Consider the following 16,564-nt stretch of genomic DNA (forward strand, 5'->3'; position numbering starts at 1 on the left):
TAAGATAAAGTAGTCAGGCAATGAGACACTTTATTTATTTTTTACATTTGCAAAGATTTGATAAGTATAAATCAAAAAGAAGCTCAACAGTAAACTACCAACAATGTCACTTAACCAATGAACACCTGAAAGTAAGCGACTAATCACTAAAATAATCATTACTAAACTAAAGATCAGCGTCACTGTTTTTCTTTTGAAATAAATAATCCCACAGGCTAAAACAGTCACACCAAATAAAATATGGCTTGACGGATAAGAGGGTTCCATTAAACCCTCGACTAAAATCGGTCGGTAATTAATCACTACTTTTTCAAAAAATAGATAACAGCATGACATTATGAAATAGATTATCCCTAAAACTAAAATATTTTGATCCACTAGCAACAGTCGTTTGCGTTTTACCCATTGAAAAGCTCCTTTTATAACGAAATAAAGTGCCACTAAAATTGTAAATAATAAAAAAACATCTGACAATTTGTCCCACAATGGATGTACGCCAAAAAAATGGTGCCCCCACTGATTAATAGTAGCAAATCCGACGAAACTACTTTGGGGGCCAATTTCTCGAACATCGATTACTTTTACAGCCATTGTAAAAATTAAAAATAACAATAAAGGAATAACAAGTTTAATTGATTTTTGTTTCATATTTTCTACCCACTTCCATCTTTTTTCGGTACTCTTGAAAGATACCAAGTCGGTAAAAAAATCATAAGAATCTAGTGCTCACATCCTGGTGACGTATCGTGTCATCTGGGATAAATCAATAAAAACACCTTAATAACTAATAACATCAGTAAAAAAGAAGCCGCATATGGTTGTCTCATAGCAATCATTAAAGTAGTAAAAATCAACAAGCAGCTAATTGAAAAAATAATTAAATATTTCTCGTTAAACTTTGAATTTCGACCCATTAAATAAAAAGCAAAAAGATTGTATAGAAATGTAAAAATTACGCTTACCACAATAATTCCTCTTTGGATAACAGGAGTTTCGGTTAAATTTAACAGTGAAACATGAGCGACACGTGTTCCTAAATCATTACCGAAAAGAGGTAAGAAAAAGAAATCAACTACTAGTAAATCTAACAAGAAAAACAGTTGCTTTCGTGATTTACGCTTTTTTTCTTTCAAATCTTTTTGTGCAAGATTCAATAATTCCTTGTTTGATAACAAATCATCCAAAGAAATATTAAACAAAACAGATAATTCTTTTAAAGAATCAATACTGGGATAACCTCGCCCTGATTCCCATTTTGAAACAGCTGTTCTAGACACAAATAATTGCTGTGCCAGTTCTTCTTGGGTCCAGTCAGCTTCTAATCTAAGTTGCTTTATTTTTTGATTAAGCTCCATTTTATTCTCCTGAAAAAATTTTCTTAAATCCATTTTACCAGTTTAATCATCCTGCTACATTGTACTTTTGACTGATAAGATCAAGCGAAATCTTTGTCTGATTATTTTTATTAATGGTAAACTTAACTAATCAATCATTTTTTAAACAATAGATAATCGTTTCTAACTAGAAATTTTTCAATATAAAAGAGGAGGAGATTTAATGAATTTTGATGTATTGTTTTTAGGAAGTGGACAAGGTGCTTGGAATGGCGCAATTCCCATGGCTAAGGCAGGATTGAAAGTTGGTGTAATCGAAGAAGGGTTATTTGGTGGCGTCTGTACAAATCGCGGTTGTAATGCAAAAATTACTTTGGATCGTCCTGTTGAATTGTTACGACAAGTCGAGCAATTGCAGGGACGCGGTTTTAATGGCGTGCCACAATTAAATTGGTCTGATTTAATGGCTCATAAGCATGAAGTAATCGACTCATTGGCACAAAGTAATCAAGACAAATTAGAAAATGCAGGTGTAAAAACAATTATTGGTCGCGGAACTTTCGTTGACAGTCATACTATTGAAGTAGCTGGTGAAAATTATACTGCCGATAAAATCGTGATTGTCACTGGCCAACTACCTCACCGTTTGGCTATTCCTGGAAATGAATTATTTCACGACAGCACAGACTTTTTAGTTTTAGAAAACATGCCAAAAAAAGTAACGATTATTGGCGGTGGTTATATCGGTATGGAATTTGCAACTATGGCTAATGCTTTTGGCGCTGATGTGACAGTTATTTTACGGGGCGACAAAGTTTTACGAGAGTTCCACCAAGATTATGTCGACATTCTGGTGAAAGATTTAAAAAATCGTGGCGTGAAATTCCATATTAATGAAAAACTGAAAAAAGCTGAAAAAATCGATGAAAAAGTAATATTAACAGGCGAAAATGGTTATACACATGAGTCTGACTATGTGATTGATGCAACTGGTCGCCGTCCGCAACTAAAAAATATGAATTTTGAAGGCATCGGCTTAGAATTTGACGAAATAAAAGGGATTTTTGTCAATGAATTTTTAGAAACAAATCTAACTGGTGTTTATGCAGCCGGCGATGTGCTTGCTAAAAGCCAGCCAAAAATTACTCCAGTAGCAGCTTATGAATCTCAATATTTGGCTCATTTATTTACTGGTGATACAAATGAAGGAATTGTTTATCCGCCAATCGCGAAAACAGTTTTTACTTCTCCAAGATTGGCCGAAGCAGGGATTTCCATCGCCGAAGCTCAAACCAAGCCAGATGAATACAAGATTACTGTTGTAGATTATGCTGCAAAGGATTGGTTCCATCAAGTAGGAAATGACGATATAAATTTAATTAGTTTTGTTCATAACAAAGCCGGTTATTTAGTTGGCGTGACGAATCTAGGAAATGATGCAGTCGAAACAGTTAATGGATTATTAGATGTCATGAATGCCAAAATCAAAGCACCTCAGCAAGAAGAATTAATCTATCTTTTCCCAAGTATTGCCCACTCTTACATGAAATATATTTAATAAAGAAATGACGCTAAGCGAGATAATTTAGCTTAGCGTCATTTTTTATCGATTTATTTATTTTTGATATTTTAATAATTGTTTGCGGGCCCTTTCGATTGCTTTGTAGCGCTTTGGCTGTTTCTTATAAAATTGTTGATGATAGTTTTCAGCTGGCCAAAATGTAGCTACTTCGCGAATTTCTGTCACAATTGGTTTGTGGTATTTCTTTGCAGCAATCAATTTGTCTTTAGAAGCTTCCGCAAGCTTTCTTTGTTCCTGATTCGTTGGAAAAATCGCAGTGCGATATTGATTCCCACGGTCTTGAAACTGTCCTTGGTCATCTGTCGGATCAATGATTTGCCAATATATTTCCAATAATTCTTGGTAACTAATTAGGCGAGTATCGAAAATGATTTCTACCGCTTCTAAATAACCACTAGCACCAGTATGAACAAAATCATAACTAGGATTTTCTAGGGTCCCACCAATATAACCTGATAAAACAGAGATAATTCCTTGGCGTTCTTCAAAAGGTTCCACCATACACCAAAAACACCCACCAGCAAAAATCGCCCGCTCTTGATGTTCGACATCTGAAATTTGATGCTGTTCAAAATCAAACTGAACAACCTCACCATCAGTGATTCTTTGATAAAAATCAGCCACTTCCGGTGTCAAACTATTCCGACTTGCCAGTGGACGTAAACCAATTTCTAATTTTGCTAAGGCTGTCTGATCATTGCCTTCAGCAGCCACAGTATCTTTAAAAGCAGTTAACAGTGATCGTTCAAAATCTCTTGTATGTGGATTCAAAATCAAATTATAGACGTCACTTAAAATTGTTGTTGTATCAAGTTTCATAACCTTCCCTCCCATTAGAGAAAAATCATTTGAAATTTAACACATTTTCTGAATTTAAGCGAACTTTTGAATTGGGGTCAAAATATATTTTTGTAGTGCTCGACTCACACCATTTTGATTATTATTTGCTGTAATTTGATTGGCTGATTTTTTCACAGTTTCCGGCGCATTATCCATAGCAACTCCCATTCCCGCTTGAGTCAACATGGGAATATCATTGAAATTATCACCAATCGCCATCGTATTTAGTAGATTTACCTGATAATAATTTGCTAACTCCAACAATGCCTTTTGTTTTGAAACCTTATGATTAGTTACTTCTAAATAATTATCTTTTGATAAGTAGAATTCGCTTTCAGGAAAGTTTAAATTACTTAGGTATTCAAAGACTTCGTTGATTATTTCAGGTTTTTCAATTAATAAAAGCTTATGGATCGGAATATTTTTTTTCAGTAATAATAATTGAATATTACCTTCAATTGGTTGGTCACCTGAAATTTCAGCTTCAATTTCCACCCAAGAATCAATTTTATCTACATACCATGACTCACCAGAATATAAATTAATTGAAACTTGCGGAAAAATATTTTTTAAGATATCAACTAGAATACTAACTTCTGGCTGAACTAACTCATGACTAAATAAGGTTTCATTCTCTTTCATAATCAATGCTCCGTTATAACAAGCTATCGGTTGATCTTGAATTTCTAAAGCTTGAGCTAACGGCCACATTCCCTTTGGCGAACGAGCCGAAGCTAAAACAAAAGGAATATCTCTTTCTTTTAAAAGCTTTATTTTGCCTATTAATTGGTCGTCTAATTGATGCTGATCATCTAAAATTGTGCCATCAATATCACTTATAATAAATTTAATCGCCATCTCTATCATCCTCTCTTAAACAATTATTTTTATCTGTGAAGAAAACGGATTAGTTACAGAATGGTCTGTAACTAAATAATCAAATTCTGAAATATCTGCTGCAAAATAAGTCGCTGATTGTTGGAATTTTTTTGATTCCGCTACAAGAATTTTGGTCTTAGTTTGCTTCAAAATTAGTTTTTTTAAAATAGCATCTGATTCGTCTTGAAATGTCACTTTGCCATCTTTTAAACCTGCTGCACCGATAAAAGCAACATCAAAAGTCATATTCTTCAAAATTTCAGCTTCATTTAAGGCATAATAAAAGCGATTTTTTCGATAAAATTTCCCACCAATTAAATAAAAATCAATTTTTTCATTACTACTTAGCATGATGCTGTTGTCTAGTGAATGAGAATAAATCCGACAAGGTTGGTCAATTAATTGTGCCATCTTTAATACAATCGTTGAAACATCAAAAAAGTTAGTCTGCCCATCTTCAATAAATTCCAATGCTTTTTTGGCAATTTGACTTTTTTCTTTAGAGAATTTCTCCAAGCGCTGATTATAAGAAGCAATTTCTTGCTCCTCTTTGTTAGAGATAATACCTCCGTGGGTTCTTTGGACCAAACCACGATCAGCTAATAAACTAATATCACGCCGGGCGGTATCGCGAGAAATATCGAAAATTGACATAACCTCTTTAGTACTCAATTGTTCTTTTTCTTGTAAAAATTTTTGAATTTCAACCAATCTTTGTTCTTGATACATGCCATCACCTCAGTAATACTATATCATATTTTTAAGCAATTGTAAGTATTTTTATTTTTTTGTAAGCATTTAATGCAAAAAACTCATTACCTTAAGATAATGAGTTTTGCTTAAATTTTTCAATTCCTTGATAAAAACGATCTAATCCATCCGCTAAACGAATTTGGGGACAAGCATAATTCCAACGTAAAAATTGTCTGCCATTTCCACCAAAAATATCTCCTGCTGATAATATCAACCCGGTTTCTTTTCGCAAAAAATCAGCCAACATTTTACTGTCATTCGTGATTCTCGAACAGTCCAACCAAGCCAAATAAGTTGCTTCTGAGGAAATTATTTTTATCTCTGGTAGCTTATCATGGATAAACTGGTTTAAACTTCGACGATTTCCTGTTAAATAGCGTTTCAGTTCTTCTAACCAGTCTCCTCCTTCATCAAATGCCGCCATCGCAGCTTGAATGGCGAAAGTATTCGGTTCTGCCACTTCATCGATATTAATACCGCGATGCACTAATTGAAATAATTTTGGATTTTGCACATAAATCACTGACGTTTGTAAGCCAGCCAAATTAAAAGCTTTGGTAGGTGCCCAGCAAGTAATAGTTTGTTGAGCGATTTCTTTGGAAATGGCAGCCATTGGTGTATAAGAAAATTCTGGATGCGTCAGGTCACAATGAATTTCATCACTTAATATCAAAACATCATTTAAAAGACACAACTCACCAATCTTTGCCAACGTACTTTTGTCCCAAACTTTGCCAATTGGATTATGGGGATTACAAAAAATCAACATGGTTGTTTTCGGATCAGCCAATTTTTTCTCTAAATCTAAATAATCAATCCCATAACGGCTATCTTGATAAGTCATTTCTGAAGCCAAAACCTGACGTTGATTGTTGAGAATCGAATTGAAAAAAATATTGTAAACTGGTGTGATAAGAACTATCTGGTCATCCACTTTTGTCATCTTACGAACGATTAAAGAAATTGCCGGCACAACACCTGTACAAAACATCATTGCATCCGTTGCTAGTTTAAATTGGTGCTTTTTCCACCACCAATTTTGAATACTCTCAAAAAATTCTGGTGGAACAGTATTATAACCGAATGCCCCTTGTGAAATTCTATTTTCCAAAGCTTTCGTCACAGCAGGTGCGGTTTCAAAATCCATATCTGCTACCCACATCGGCAACTCATTTTCAGCAATATCCCATTTATAAGAATTATTTTGGCGACGATCAATTAATTGATCAAAATCAACTGGCATGGGCGTGATCTTCTCTTGTGGTAATGTTGGTTGCTTCTGGAACAATTTTCGGATCATCAAAAATCAACTCCTCCACAGCCAAAGTAGAAATCTTTCCGCTAATCGGATTTTTGATACTATCAACCGTGGTCGTAATCTCAGCATCGACGGTTGAATATTCAAAGGCCAAATCGGTATTAATCACACGACAGTTAATTAACTTAACATTTTCCAGTAACACATGCCTTGTTCACTCTCAATCACACAATTCACAAAAGTCACATTTTTAGAATTCCAACCTAAATATTCACCAATGATTGTCGAATCAGAAACCACCACATTTTCACAATTCCAAAAAGCATCTTTTGAAATAATTTTACTATGACGAATTTCAATATTTTTCCCGCCATCAAAAAGATAATTTCCTGTAATCGTTAATTGATTAGCGGTAATTTTTTGACTATTTATACCAAAATAATCCCCGGCTGCAGATACTTTTTGTAAATAAATATCTTGGCAATTCCATAAAGTTTCTTGGGCATTTGGCAGATCGACATTGGTTAAGTGAATATCACTACTACGACGAAATGTTTTAGGCGCTTGAATCAAACTATCGGAAATCATCAAATGATGACTATACCAGATACCTGAACGAGCTGTGTCCAGTAAGGTGATATTTTCTGCTTGAATACCACGTGCGTACCATAGTGGATATTTCCATTTAAAAATATCATTTTCTAAAACTAATTGATTGCTTTCTTTTAGTGGTGATTCTCCATCAGCAAAAACGGAATCACTAATTTTTAAATTTTCAGCTTTAAATAAAGCTCGTTCGCCTGTTAATAATGCTTGTTTAATTTCATTCATATTGTTACTCCTTTTCAGTCAACCAAAGAATTTCGGCTGAATCATTTGCTCTTAATAGTTTCCTTAGTGCTGTCGGATTGTCGATTTTCCCAATCCGGGTATAAGAATAATTGGTCGAAAAATTTTCGTAAAATACCACTAATGTTTGACTGCCATAAAGCATCACATCGCCAGCTTGAATTTGCTCTACTTGTTGTGCATTTGTAGTTAAAACATCTGATAGATCAGCAAATTTTTCATTATCATTGTGATCGGTCATGGTTAATTTCAACGGCAATAAGTTTTGGAAAGCCGTTGCGGTGGGATTTTTTTCATACTGAATAGAAAATGATTGATCATTCACTTGTAAATAGTGTTGAGTTTGATAGCTACTCATTTCAGTCTCACTTTCTGCTATATGCTCGTTTTTGTTAAAAGAGTCTTCTGTGTTGGTTGAAGGTCTAACTGTTTGATTGCTACAAGCGGATAACAGAAAGATAGCCAAAAATAAAAATACGATTTTTTGTTTCATAAAATCTCTCCCAGAGGTTGGTTAAAGTGTTTATCCCTGCGGGGTAAAATTTGTTGCACCAAGTAAGTGTCAGTTTAATCAATTTTTAGCTTATCTAGAAATTTCGGAATGCTTACTATAATTCATCGACCTCTTCTTAATAGTTTGAACTTTACAACTTCAAGTCAAGGTGAAGTCAATAACTTTTTTTAAATAATTTAAATTTCTTTGATAATTTTTGCTGGTGTTCCTGCCACAATCACATTATCAGGCACATCTTTTGTAACCGTCGCATCAGCTGCCACAATTGCATTTTCTCCAATTGTCACGCCAGGTAAGACTGTCGCATTAGTACCAATCCAAGCGTTTTTCTTAAGCTTAACTGCCTGTGGTAAAATACCCCTTCTTTTTTGGGGATCAATAATATGGTTCACTGAAATAATTCTTGCCATTGGTCCAATTAAGACGTCATCTTCAATTTCAATCCCGCCCAAATCGACAAATTGCACATTTTGATTAATAAAAACATTTTTCCCAAAAATAATATGTTTACCAAAATCTGTATAAAACGGCAGAGAAACGACCACAGAATCATCAATTTTTTGATCTGTGATATTTTCTAAATAAGTCAAAACTTCATTTGGTGTCCGATATCCTTGGTTTAATTCTGCAACTAAACGTTCGTTATTATCTTTTACCAGATGAATTTCTCGAAAAAGTGTCGAGCCTTTTAATATTTCTTTACCATTAATTTTTTGTTGTAAATTGTATGTATTCATCGCCATCACCTTTATCTATTTGATAGCTTAAGCATACTCGGATATAATTGACTTGACTAATACTTATATAGAATGAACTGATATGCTTTTTTATTATAGGAGGAATTAGATGGATTTAAGAGTTCTAAACTACTTTTTAACGGTTGCTCGTGAGAAAACTATCAGCCGTGCAGCAGAAGTTTTACATCTTTCACAACCAACATTATCGAAACAATTAAAAGATTTGGAAATTGAGTTAGGCGTGGAATTATTTAAACGGGGCAATCGCGAAATAACTTTGACTGAAGATGGTGTTTATTTGCAAAATCGCGGACAAGAGATTTTATCTCTGGTGGATGTCACTACTGCAAATTTACAAAAAAATAAAGTGATTGGCGGAGAAATAACAATTGGGGGTGGCGAAACACAAAGTTTTCAATTTATATCCGTTATTTTAAATGACCTTTTAAAAAACTATCCAGATTTATCAATTCGTTTATATAGTGGTAATGCAGATGATGTAATGGAAAAGATCGACAAAGGCTTACTAGATTTCGGGCTAGTCATCGATCCTGTCAAAAAACAAAAATATGAGTATTTACGGTTACCAATGAAAGATCGCTGGGGTATTATTGTTAATCGGAATCATCCATTGGCAACATCTAATCAAATCACGCCAGAAGATTTACTCAATCAATCCTTGCTCATTTCAAATCAATCTTTGGTAGACAATCAACTAGCGGAATGGTTAGGCGGAAACCTCAGCAATTATCATATTGCCGGGACGTATAATCTATTATTTAACGCTTCGTTATTAGCAAAAGAAGGGAATTTAGTTATTTTATCAATTGATGGTATTATCAATACGCAACAATCCGATTTAATTTTCATACCATTTTCTCCCCCATTAACGGTGAGTATCAATCTGATTTGGAAGAAAAACCAAGTATTTTCTAACGCATCAACCCTATTTTTAAAAAATTTATTGCAAGAAAATAATTAAGCCATAACAAATTGCCAACAAATTTCTGCCTCTTCCTCTGCTCGTAAGCTTTGGATTTGGCAGAGATTTTTCGTTAACCGTCCCATTTTTATTCGCGGGACGCCCATTGTAGTACATTCATCTTCTAAACAAATCCCAATTTCTTTAGTCCAAGGAAAATAACTAATGTCACCAGCACAAGAATAATACTGCTCTGTGCAATTTGTCGTCAATTCTACTTTCGAAGAAAAATAATAGGTTGCTAAATCATTCTTTTGGAAAAACAAGGGCTGTTGAAAATTACACTGCAATAACACATCAAAGAAGCAAGCACAAATATCTACTTCCGTCAAAGTATCCCCCATCTGCAAAAAAACCTGCATCTTTTGTAAATTCTTCCGTTGATTCACAATTACTCCTCCATCTTTACCATAATGCCAAATCAGTTTTTTTAGTTGGCGCCTGAAAAACTGAATCTATTAAAATTAATTCTTCAGCAGTTAATTTTTTAGTTGCAGATGCAACATTTTCTCGTATGTGTTGTGGGCTTCCGGCTTTAGGAATAGCAATGGTGCTTCCTTCTCTGATTGCCCACGCTAACATTATTTGCCCAACACTGATTTCTTGATCATCAGAAATTTTCAAAAGCACGACACGTTGCTCTTCAGTCAACTGTTGCCATTGACCTTTAATCATTGGTGAGTAGGCCATTGTAGTTATCTGGTTTTCCTGCAGATAAGGCAACAAATCAAACTCAGCACCACGATCAATAATATTATATTTAATCTGATTAGTAGCACAGTTTTTGCCTTGTGGTAATGCCAATAGTTCTTCCATGTCTGCAGTATCAAAATTAGAAACACCCCAAGCACGAATTTTCCTAACCTTTTTTACCTCTTCCAAACTAGCTACTGTTTCAGCTAAAGGTATATCACTTTTCCAGTGTAAAAGGTACAAATCTAGTTCATTTATTTTTAATCGTTGTAAACTTTTATCTAAACTTTCCAGTAGTTTTTTTCTGTTAGCATTTTTAGGTAAGACTTTTGATACAACAAACAAATCTTCCCGTTTCTTATTTTTGATGGCCTCGCCAACTAGCTCTTCTGCTTTTCCATCGCCGTACATTTCAGCTGTATCAATCAACTGGATGCCTTGGGATAATCCTTGCTGAATAGCCTCAATTTCATTCTCACGATTCATTGCATGGTCACCTATTTGCCAAGTTCCGATGCCGATAGGAAAAATTTCTTTACTTGCTAGGTTCACTTTCCCAATTTTTTTCACCTTCTATACTTTGATTATTTACACTTTACTCCTTGGAGTTCGGTTTAAGTCAAGAAAAAAAACTAGAACATTAAATTTCTAGTCTCTTTATTTAATCTTATTCATAATCACCTAATAAAGGTAATTCTGCTATTAAATAATTTGCATAGTTTCTTGCGGCGACTGCTAGTTCCGATTCAGAAATGCTTGAAGCTCCGGCCAATACAAATGGTTTAACAAATTTTGTACCAATTAAATTACTTGTTGCTTGAAATGGACGTAGTAAATCATGAACCTCATATTTAAAATTAACCTGACGAACATAATTTTTAGCTGGTGCACCAGGTGAAACAGCAATTAATAATTCTTTCCCTTTTAATGCATTTCCGCTACTACCATAAGCCCAACCGTATTCTAGAACTTCATCTTGCCATTGTTTCAACAAAGCTGGTGAAGAATACCAGTACATCGGGAATTGTAAAACAATCCGGTCCGCTTTCTCTAATCCAGCTTGCTCAACTGCCACATCGATTTTAAATTCTGGATAAAGCTGATACATATTTTTAACAGTCACTTCTGATAACTGTTCTGCCGCCTCTGCTAAACGACGATTGACTGTCGATGCATTTAAATCTGGATGAAATACTAATACGAGTGTTTTCAATCTTTCATAGTTATTTTAATTTTTAATCCCCAGTTAACCAATCTGACACATTATCCTCCATACTATCCATATCATTTTCTGATAAACCAAGACCAGCGTGTACATTTACTCCGCTAGCTAACGATTCAACTTCTTCAACTGCACTATCAATCCCACTGCTACCACTAGTGTAAAAAGGATACACTTCTTTACCTGACAAATCATTATCTGTTAAAAATTTTTGAATTGGTAAAGAAATTGATCCATACCAAATTGGTGAGCCTAAATAAATAGTATCGTAATCTGCTAAAGATGTCTCTATATTAGCTAAGTCAGGTAACGCATCATTTTCTATTTGTTCAGAAACAATATCGGTTACATCAGAATATTCATCAGAATAAGGTTCAGCAGTCGCAATTTCAATCAAGGTGCCACCTGTTTTTTGCTGGATTTCATTGGCAACTTCTGCAGTTGTACCCGTCAATGAGTAATAAATAATTGCAACAGAATTGTCATTGGAAACTGTTGTAGATTCTCTTGTATCAACCGCATCTTCTCCCGTACCGCAAGCGCTAAGTAAAAATAAACCAAGTAATGCGAAAATGATTTTTTTCATGGTCCTTCCTCCTAAATATTTTAAGTTAGCTTTACATTAAAAGAAAAGATCTTCCATTACCAATACTTATTTAGAATCCCAGATATGCCAAAAAAGCATATCAACCGTACGACAAAAAAAGCCAGAGGATAAATTCCTCTGACTCAAAAGTTAAAAATTCTTATTTCACACCGTAAAATGCGATGCCTTCATCTTTCCAACCTTTACTTACAATACCATCTTTTTCAGAAACTGATGTTGTAAACAAGTGAGAACCTGCACCTTTGGCATTAGGATTAAATGCACGGTACACTGCAACACCTTCAGCTTTATCAGCAGAATAGAATGCTACGCCTTCTTTATTCCAACCAGCATTTGCAACTGAATTGTATTCAGCTTCACTAGATGTGTAGAAGTGTTCACCTGAATTTTTGTTGTATAAACGATAGACAGGTGTACCAACTGCTTCATTGGCAGTTTTCCATGCAGTACCTTCATCAGTCCAACCAGCTTTTATGACTCCATCAAACTCAGATTTACTTACAGTGTATAAGTGTTCACCTGAATTTGGATTGTAAGCACGGTATAATTTAACACCATTGTAAACGGCTTTTTCAATATTTACAGTAGTTGTTTTAGTTGCAATGACTGAACTTGTATCAGCTTTACCATCCGCACCTGCTGCATATACCTTAGTAGTAGCAGTATATTTACCAGGGTTTGCTTGTAAGGCTTTCACTAAATCTTCGCCAGTTTTGCCAGCTGCAGCGCCATCTAAATCAACTTCGTAGAAATACTTATCAGCTTCTAAATTAGCTGCTGGAGCGATTGCAGCGTTTTGATCTACGCCGTTATCAGACCATTTTTCATCAGTAGAGTTGATTAGTAATCTTGTTAACATACCATCGCCACCGTAAGCTTCAAACGGAATGACTTGATTAACACCAGCTGAAAATGGTCCAGTAAAGTTAGCAGCACCAACTTTTTCTCCAGAAACAGTTACTGTGTCTTTGATATTTTTAGAAACGGAATTTTGAATACTTTCATCAACAGTTAAAGCAACTGTCTTAGTCGCTACTGGTGTAGATGTATTATCAGATGCATAAACATTAACAGTTGCAGTGTATTTACCTGGGTTTGCTTGTAAGGCTTGTACCAATTCATCACCAGTTTTACCAGCAAGTACGCCACTTAATGAAACATTATAAGTGAATTGGCCAGCAGTAAAGTTTGAAGCAGCAAGTAAGGCTGCATTTGTTCCAGCAGAACCATTATCTGACCATGCAGCATCATCAGAAGCTTTTAATAATCTTCTTGAAATCATGCCATCTCCACCAAAAGCTGAAAAGTCAAGATCTGAATTAATTCCAGCTGTATAAGGGCTGTCAGTTCCTTTACCATTTGTTACATCACTAACTGATAAAGTAGCTTCACTTTTAACTGTATTGTCTAAAGCTGATTGAATATCTGGTATACCAATTTTAAATTGAACTTTTTTAGTAGCAACTTGTGCATTGTTTTGATAAACAGTCACTGTTGCATTTAATTCAGTTGCAGTTGTTTCTTGTAATGCTGTTAATAATTCTTGATTTGTTGTTTTGTCTGCGAATTCAGGATCTGTTAGTTTTACTTGATAAGTATAACCATCTGCTTCCGTTAAGCCTTCCACAGGTAATAATGGAGAATTGCTGCCAGAACCATTATTAGACCAAGCCGCTCCATCTGAAGAGTTTAACAACAAACGAGTAAGCATGCCATCTCCGCCAAATGCAGCAAAGTTGATATCTGAAGATACACCCGCTAAGAAAGGACCGTCAGCTTCAGCTGCTGTAATATCACTTTTAGAAACATAAGCAGTTGTTTTAATATTGTCTTGAACTGCTTTTACAACATCGCTTGAAGTAACTGCTTTGCTAGCTGCAGTAGTAGAAGTCGTTGCGGCTTGAACTTTTGTTTGTCCAGCAACTGCTAATAATCCGCTAGTTCCTAAAACTGCTAATGAAACCAATGAAGCTGCGATTCTTTTTTGTTTGCTTTTTGATAAAGCTCTTGTTTGTTTTTTTAACAAACTTTGATTTTTGTTACTCATGGTAACTCCTCCATTTTTTTACGACCGACCACTCACATAAAATCAGTAATGTCAAAATTAAATCTAACAAATATTACATAAATACATTTATGCTTCGTAAATAAGTCATATTTTTATTTTCTATGAAGTTTACATCGCTTAGGGAAAAATTTTATTTGTCCAAATAATTTGATTTCCTATGTTTTTCATCGCTTCATGAAAAGGATACTACTATTTGTTATTCTTTTTGTAAAATTATATGTTTGCTTAAATTAAGTATTATTTACAGACTATTCTGAGTAAGTATTTATATAATTATCGATCAATAAGAATAAACTCAAAAAAAAATATTATTTTTATTTCAAATGCCTGAATTTATCGAAATGAATCTTATATTGAAATTTTTTATATCAAGCTATCTGAAATTTCAATAGTAAAAAAATTAAATTCCCCTCAATAGCTTGATACTTACGAAAAAAAAAACCAAGCTAAAAAATTAGCTTGGCTTAAAATATCACGCTTTAATTTGATTAATATCTTCAGTAATTATCCAATCGTCCATATTATTTTGACGGTCATACTTAAATGGTTCGATAGCTTCTAAATGATCAATTTCATATAGGGCTAAAAATTTCTTTCCTGCCCAGCGTTTATACTGCGCTTTTGAAAGATTCAATTCCTTTTCATGTTTATCAACAAATGCAGCCGATTCTTCAGGAGTCATCTTTTCAGTTTCTATGATATTTTTAATTACACCACGATGCGTCACCATTTGATTGCCGCCAGTTTCAACAAAATAGACAAGGTCATCGATTTTTGCTCGTCCACCCAATGGACTTTTTCGACCTGCGGCGCCACGAATAATCATGGTTTTTTCCTTATTCAACAATTTTTCTAATTCTTTTCCTTGCTTGTTTAGATAGACTAGGTGTTCAGCCCGTCCTTCTTTGTTCTGATACCATTCACTTACAGCCATTTTTTACCTCCAATTGAATCATTTTAATTTAATTTTATTTCATGCTAAGATAACGCCAAACTAAGAAAGTAGGGATTATCTTGAAAAAAATACGAATTATGTTTTATGTACAAAACGTGGAAACCATCAGCCAATTTTGGCAAGAAAAACTAGGTGCTGAATTGATAGAAAATCAGCCATTGCCAAAGGGATTGTCTAATGCTATTTTAAAAATTTCTGGTGAAATTGAATTTGTGATTTTCCCCCGAGACTTCATTGCTGAGGTTTCGCCGGAGGTTTTAGATAGCACGCCTTCTTTGATGTTGTATCGAGAAGACTTTGAAGAATTGCATGAACGCTTGAACCCATCAGCAGAATTAATGACAGTTGATCAGACTGCTACCTTTAATTTTACCGACCCTGAAGGAAATTATTTCGTGATTGCTAAGGCTTAGTTTATTATAGCAAAAAAATAGACCTGACGGTGGGGTCCGTCAGGTCAGGAGTTAAAAATGAAAAAGTGTTAGGGTTGTTGTTGGTACTTATAATATAAGTCATAAATGTGAAGAAAGTTTGAATTTTTATGGTTAATTTAAAAAAAACTTTATTTGTAAGTTTCTTTCAACAAATTAAAAGCCGTCCATGCTTTAGGCCAACCTGCGTAAAAAGCTAAATGGGTAAACATTTCTACCAACTCTTCTTGAGTGACACCATTTTCTTTAGCAATTTTCAAATGAGCTTCTAGTTGTGGCAAACCTTGTGACATTAAACTAGCGACCGTGATCATACTTCTGTCATGAGCAGAAAGCTGACTTTCCCGCGCCCAGACTTCACCGAATAATACATCATCATTTAATGCCGCGAATTGTGGTGCTAGATCACCTAAGTTATCTCTACCTGCTGTTTGTTTTTTCATGATTATTCCTCCTAAAGTTGATCGTAATGAGTATCTTCAACTGGTTCTAGCCAAACTGCTTTTCCGGCAGTTATTGCCAAATGTTCAAACCAACTATCTTTTTTAGCACCATGCCAATGTTTTACGCCATCATGAGTTACAATAACATCTCCAGGTTTTAAACTTTGAGGCGCTTGACCATCTTCTTGATACCAACCTTCTCCACCAGTTACTAATAAAATTTGAAATCCACCTTCGTGAATATGCCAATTATTTCGACAACCTGGTTCAAAAGTTACATTACCGACACCCACATTCACATCGGGATCGGCAACCAAGGTATTTAAATAACTTTGTCCAATAAAATATTGTGCATAAGCGTCATTTTTTTCTCCAACTGGAAAAATGACGCCATTCTTTACTTCTTCGTTTTTCATA

General features: G+C 34.6%; 19 protein-coding genes and 1 pseudogene. 3 read left to right on the plus strand and 17 right to left on the minus strand.

What is annotated here, in order from left to right; translation table 11 throughout:
• Positions 1 to 30: 30 nt before the first annotated feature.
• Positions 31 to 648: a phosphatase PAP2 family protein gene (locus tag ACVWNY_RS13125; protein ID WP_218325998.1), complete on the minus strand. Its 618-nt coding sequence runs from the start codon at positions 646 to 648 to the stop codon at positions 31 to 33.
• 101 nt (positions 649 to 749) lie between these two features.
• Complete coding sequence (locus ACVWNY_RS13130; RefSeq protein ID WP_218325999.1) at positions 750 to 1,355, minus strand: helix-turn-helix domain-containing protein; 606 nt, start codon at positions 1,353 to 1,355, stop codon at positions 750 to 752.
• A gap of 202 nt (positions 1,356 to 1,557) precedes the next feature.
• Here ACVWNY_RS13130 and ACVWNY_RS13135 point away from each other — a divergent pair, with 202 nt between their 5' ends.
• On the plus strand, positions 1,558 to 2,892 hold the full coding sequence (locus tag ACVWNY_RS13135; protein ID WP_218326000.1) for a dihydrolipoyl dehydrogenase family protein: 1,335 nt from the start codon (positions 1,558 to 1,560) through the stop codon (positions 2,890 to 2,892).
• A 57-nt stretch (positions 2,893 to 2,949) separates the two neighbouring features.
• On the opposite strand, the gene msrA is transcribed toward ACVWNY_RS13135, so the two are convergent.
• The 7 genes and pseudogenes from msrA to ACVWNY_RS13170 form a co-directional block, all read right to left on the minus strand.
• Complete coding sequence (msrA, locus tag ACVWNY_RS13140) at positions 2,950 to 3,735, minus strand: peptide-methionine (S)-S-oxide reductase MsrA (protein WP_218326001.1); 786 nt, start codon at positions 3,733 to 3,735, stop codon at positions 2,950 to 2,952.
• A gap of 54 nt (positions 3,736 to 3,789) precedes the next feature.
• On the minus strand, positions 3,790 to 4,623 hold the full coding sequence (locus ACVWNY_RS13145; protein WP_246601459.1) for an HAD family hydrolase: 834 nt from the start codon (positions 4,621 to 4,623) through the stop codon (positions 3,790 to 3,792).
• A gap of 6 nt (positions 4,624 to 4,629) precedes the next feature.
• Positions 4,630 to 5,364: a DeoR/GlpR family DNA-binding transcription regulator gene (locus ACVWNY_RS13150; protein ID WP_218326002.1), complete on the minus strand. Its 735-nt coding sequence runs from the start codon at positions 5,362 to 5,364 to the stop codon at positions 4,630 to 4,632.
• 91 nt (positions 5,365 to 5,455) lie between these two features.
• The gene (locus ACVWNY_RS13155) at positions 5,456 to 6,631 is read right to left on the minus strand and encodes a MalY/PatB family protein (RefSeq protein ID WP_218326177.1); all 1,176 of its coding nucleotides are present in this window, start codon (positions 6,629 to 6,631) and stop codon (positions 5,456 to 5,458) included.
• Positions 6,621 to 7,477: pseudogene (locus tag ACVWNY_RS13160) on the minus strand (DUF3737 family protein). Before ACVWNY_RS13160 ends, ACVWNY_RS13155 begins: the two are co-directional and overlap by 11 nt.
• 4 nt (positions 7,478 to 7,481) lie before the next feature.
• Positions 7,482 to 7,988 carry a cyclophilin-like fold protein gene (locus tag ACVWNY_RS13165; protein ID WP_246601460.1) on the minus strand — a complete coding sequence of 169 codons (507 nt, stop codon included), beginning with the start codon at positions 7,986 to 7,988 and terminating at the stop codon, positions 7,482 to 7,484.
• A 197-nt stretch (positions 7,989 to 8,185) separates the two neighbouring features.
• Positions 8,186 to 8,746 (minus strand): DapH/DapD/GlmU-related protein, encoded by a 561-nt coding sequence (locus ACVWNY_RS13170; protein WP_218326004.1) that lies wholly within the window; start codon positions 8,744 to 8,746, stop codon positions 8,186 to 8,188.
• Positions 8,747 to 8,855: 109 nt separating this feature from the next.
• Here ACVWNY_RS13170 and ACVWNY_RS13175 point away from each other — a divergent pair, with 109 nt between their 5' ends.
• Positions 8,856 to 9,728: a LysR family transcriptional regulator gene (locus ACVWNY_RS13175; protein WP_218326005.1), complete on the plus strand. Its 873-nt coding sequence runs from the start codon at positions 8,856 to 8,858 to the stop codon at positions 9,726 to 9,728.
• Here ACVWNY_RS13175 and ACVWNY_RS13180 read toward each other — a convergent pair.
• The 6 genes from ACVWNY_RS13180 to ACVWNY_RS13205 form a co-directional block, all read right to left on the minus strand.
• The gene (locus ACVWNY_RS13180; RefSeq protein ID WP_218326006.1) at positions 9,725 to 10,117 is read right to left on the minus strand and encodes a hypothetical protein; all 393 of its coding nucleotides are present in this window, start codon (positions 10,115 to 10,117) and stop codon (positions 9,725 to 9,727) included. The genes ACVWNY_RS13175 and ACVWNY_RS13180 overlap by 4 nt on opposite strands.
• A 16-nt stretch (positions 10,118 to 10,133) precedes the next feature.
• Entirely contained in the window at positions 10,134 to 10,991 is an 858-nt protein-coding gene (locus ACVWNY_RS13185; protein WP_454072120.1) for an aldo/keto reductase, read from the minus strand.
• 97 nt (positions 10,992 to 11,088) lie between these two features.
• Positions 11,089 to 11,634, minus strand: a complete 546-nt coding sequence (locus ACVWNY_RS13190) for an NAD(P)H-dependent oxidoreductase (protein ID WP_218326007.1) — start codon at positions 11,632 to 11,634, stop codon at positions 11,089 to 11,091.
• 22 nt (positions 11,635 to 11,656) lie between these two features.
• Complete coding sequence (locus tag ACVWNY_RS13195; protein WP_218326008.1) at positions 11,657 to 12,229, minus strand: flavodoxin; 573 nt, start codon at positions 12,227 to 12,229, stop codon at positions 11,657 to 11,659.
• Positions 12,230 to 12,389: 160 nt separating this feature from the next.
• Positions 12,390 to 14,297 carry an SSURE domain-containing protein gene (locus ACVWNY_RS13200; RefSeq protein ID WP_218326009.1) on the minus strand — a complete coding sequence of 636 codons (1,908 nt, stop codon included), beginning with the start codon at positions 14,295 to 14,297 and terminating at the stop codon, positions 12,390 to 12,392.
• A gap of 493 nt (positions 14,298 to 14,790) precedes the next feature.
• Positions 14,791 to 15,252: a hypothetical protein gene (locus tag ACVWNY_RS13205; RefSeq protein WP_454072121.1), complete on the minus strand. Its 462-nt coding sequence runs from the start codon at positions 15,250 to 15,252 to the stop codon at positions 14,791 to 14,793.
• A gap of 80 nt (positions 15,253 to 15,332) precedes the next feature.
• On the opposite strand from ACVWNY_RS13205, the gene ACVWNY_RS13210 reads away from it, so the two are divergent.
• Positions 15,333 to 15,686: a VOC family protein gene (locus ACVWNY_RS13210; protein ID WP_246601461.1), complete on the plus strand. Its 354-nt coding sequence runs from the start codon at positions 15,333 to 15,335 to the stop codon at positions 15,684 to 15,686.
• Between the two features lie 149 nt (positions 15,687 to 15,835).
• On the opposite strand, the gene ACVWNY_RS13215 is transcribed toward ACVWNY_RS13210, so the two are convergent.
• Both ACVWNY_RS13215 and ACVWNY_RS13220 read right to left on the minus strand, forming a co-directional pair.
• On the minus strand, positions 15,836 to 16,147 hold the full coding sequence (locus ACVWNY_RS13215) for a carboxymuconolactone decarboxylase family protein (protein WP_218326011.1): 312 nt from the start codon (positions 16,145 to 16,147) through the stop codon (positions 15,836 to 15,838).
• Positions 16,148 to 16,158: 11 nt separating this feature from the next.
• Positions 16,159 to 16,563, minus strand: a complete 405-nt coding sequence (locus ACVWNY_RS13220; RefSeq protein WP_218326012.1) for a cupin domain-containing protein — start codon at positions 16,561 to 16,563, stop codon at positions 16,159 to 16,161.
• Position 16,564: the final 1 nt, after the last annotated feature.

This window comes from Enterococcus sp. JNUCC 77 (genome assembly GCF_054819945.1).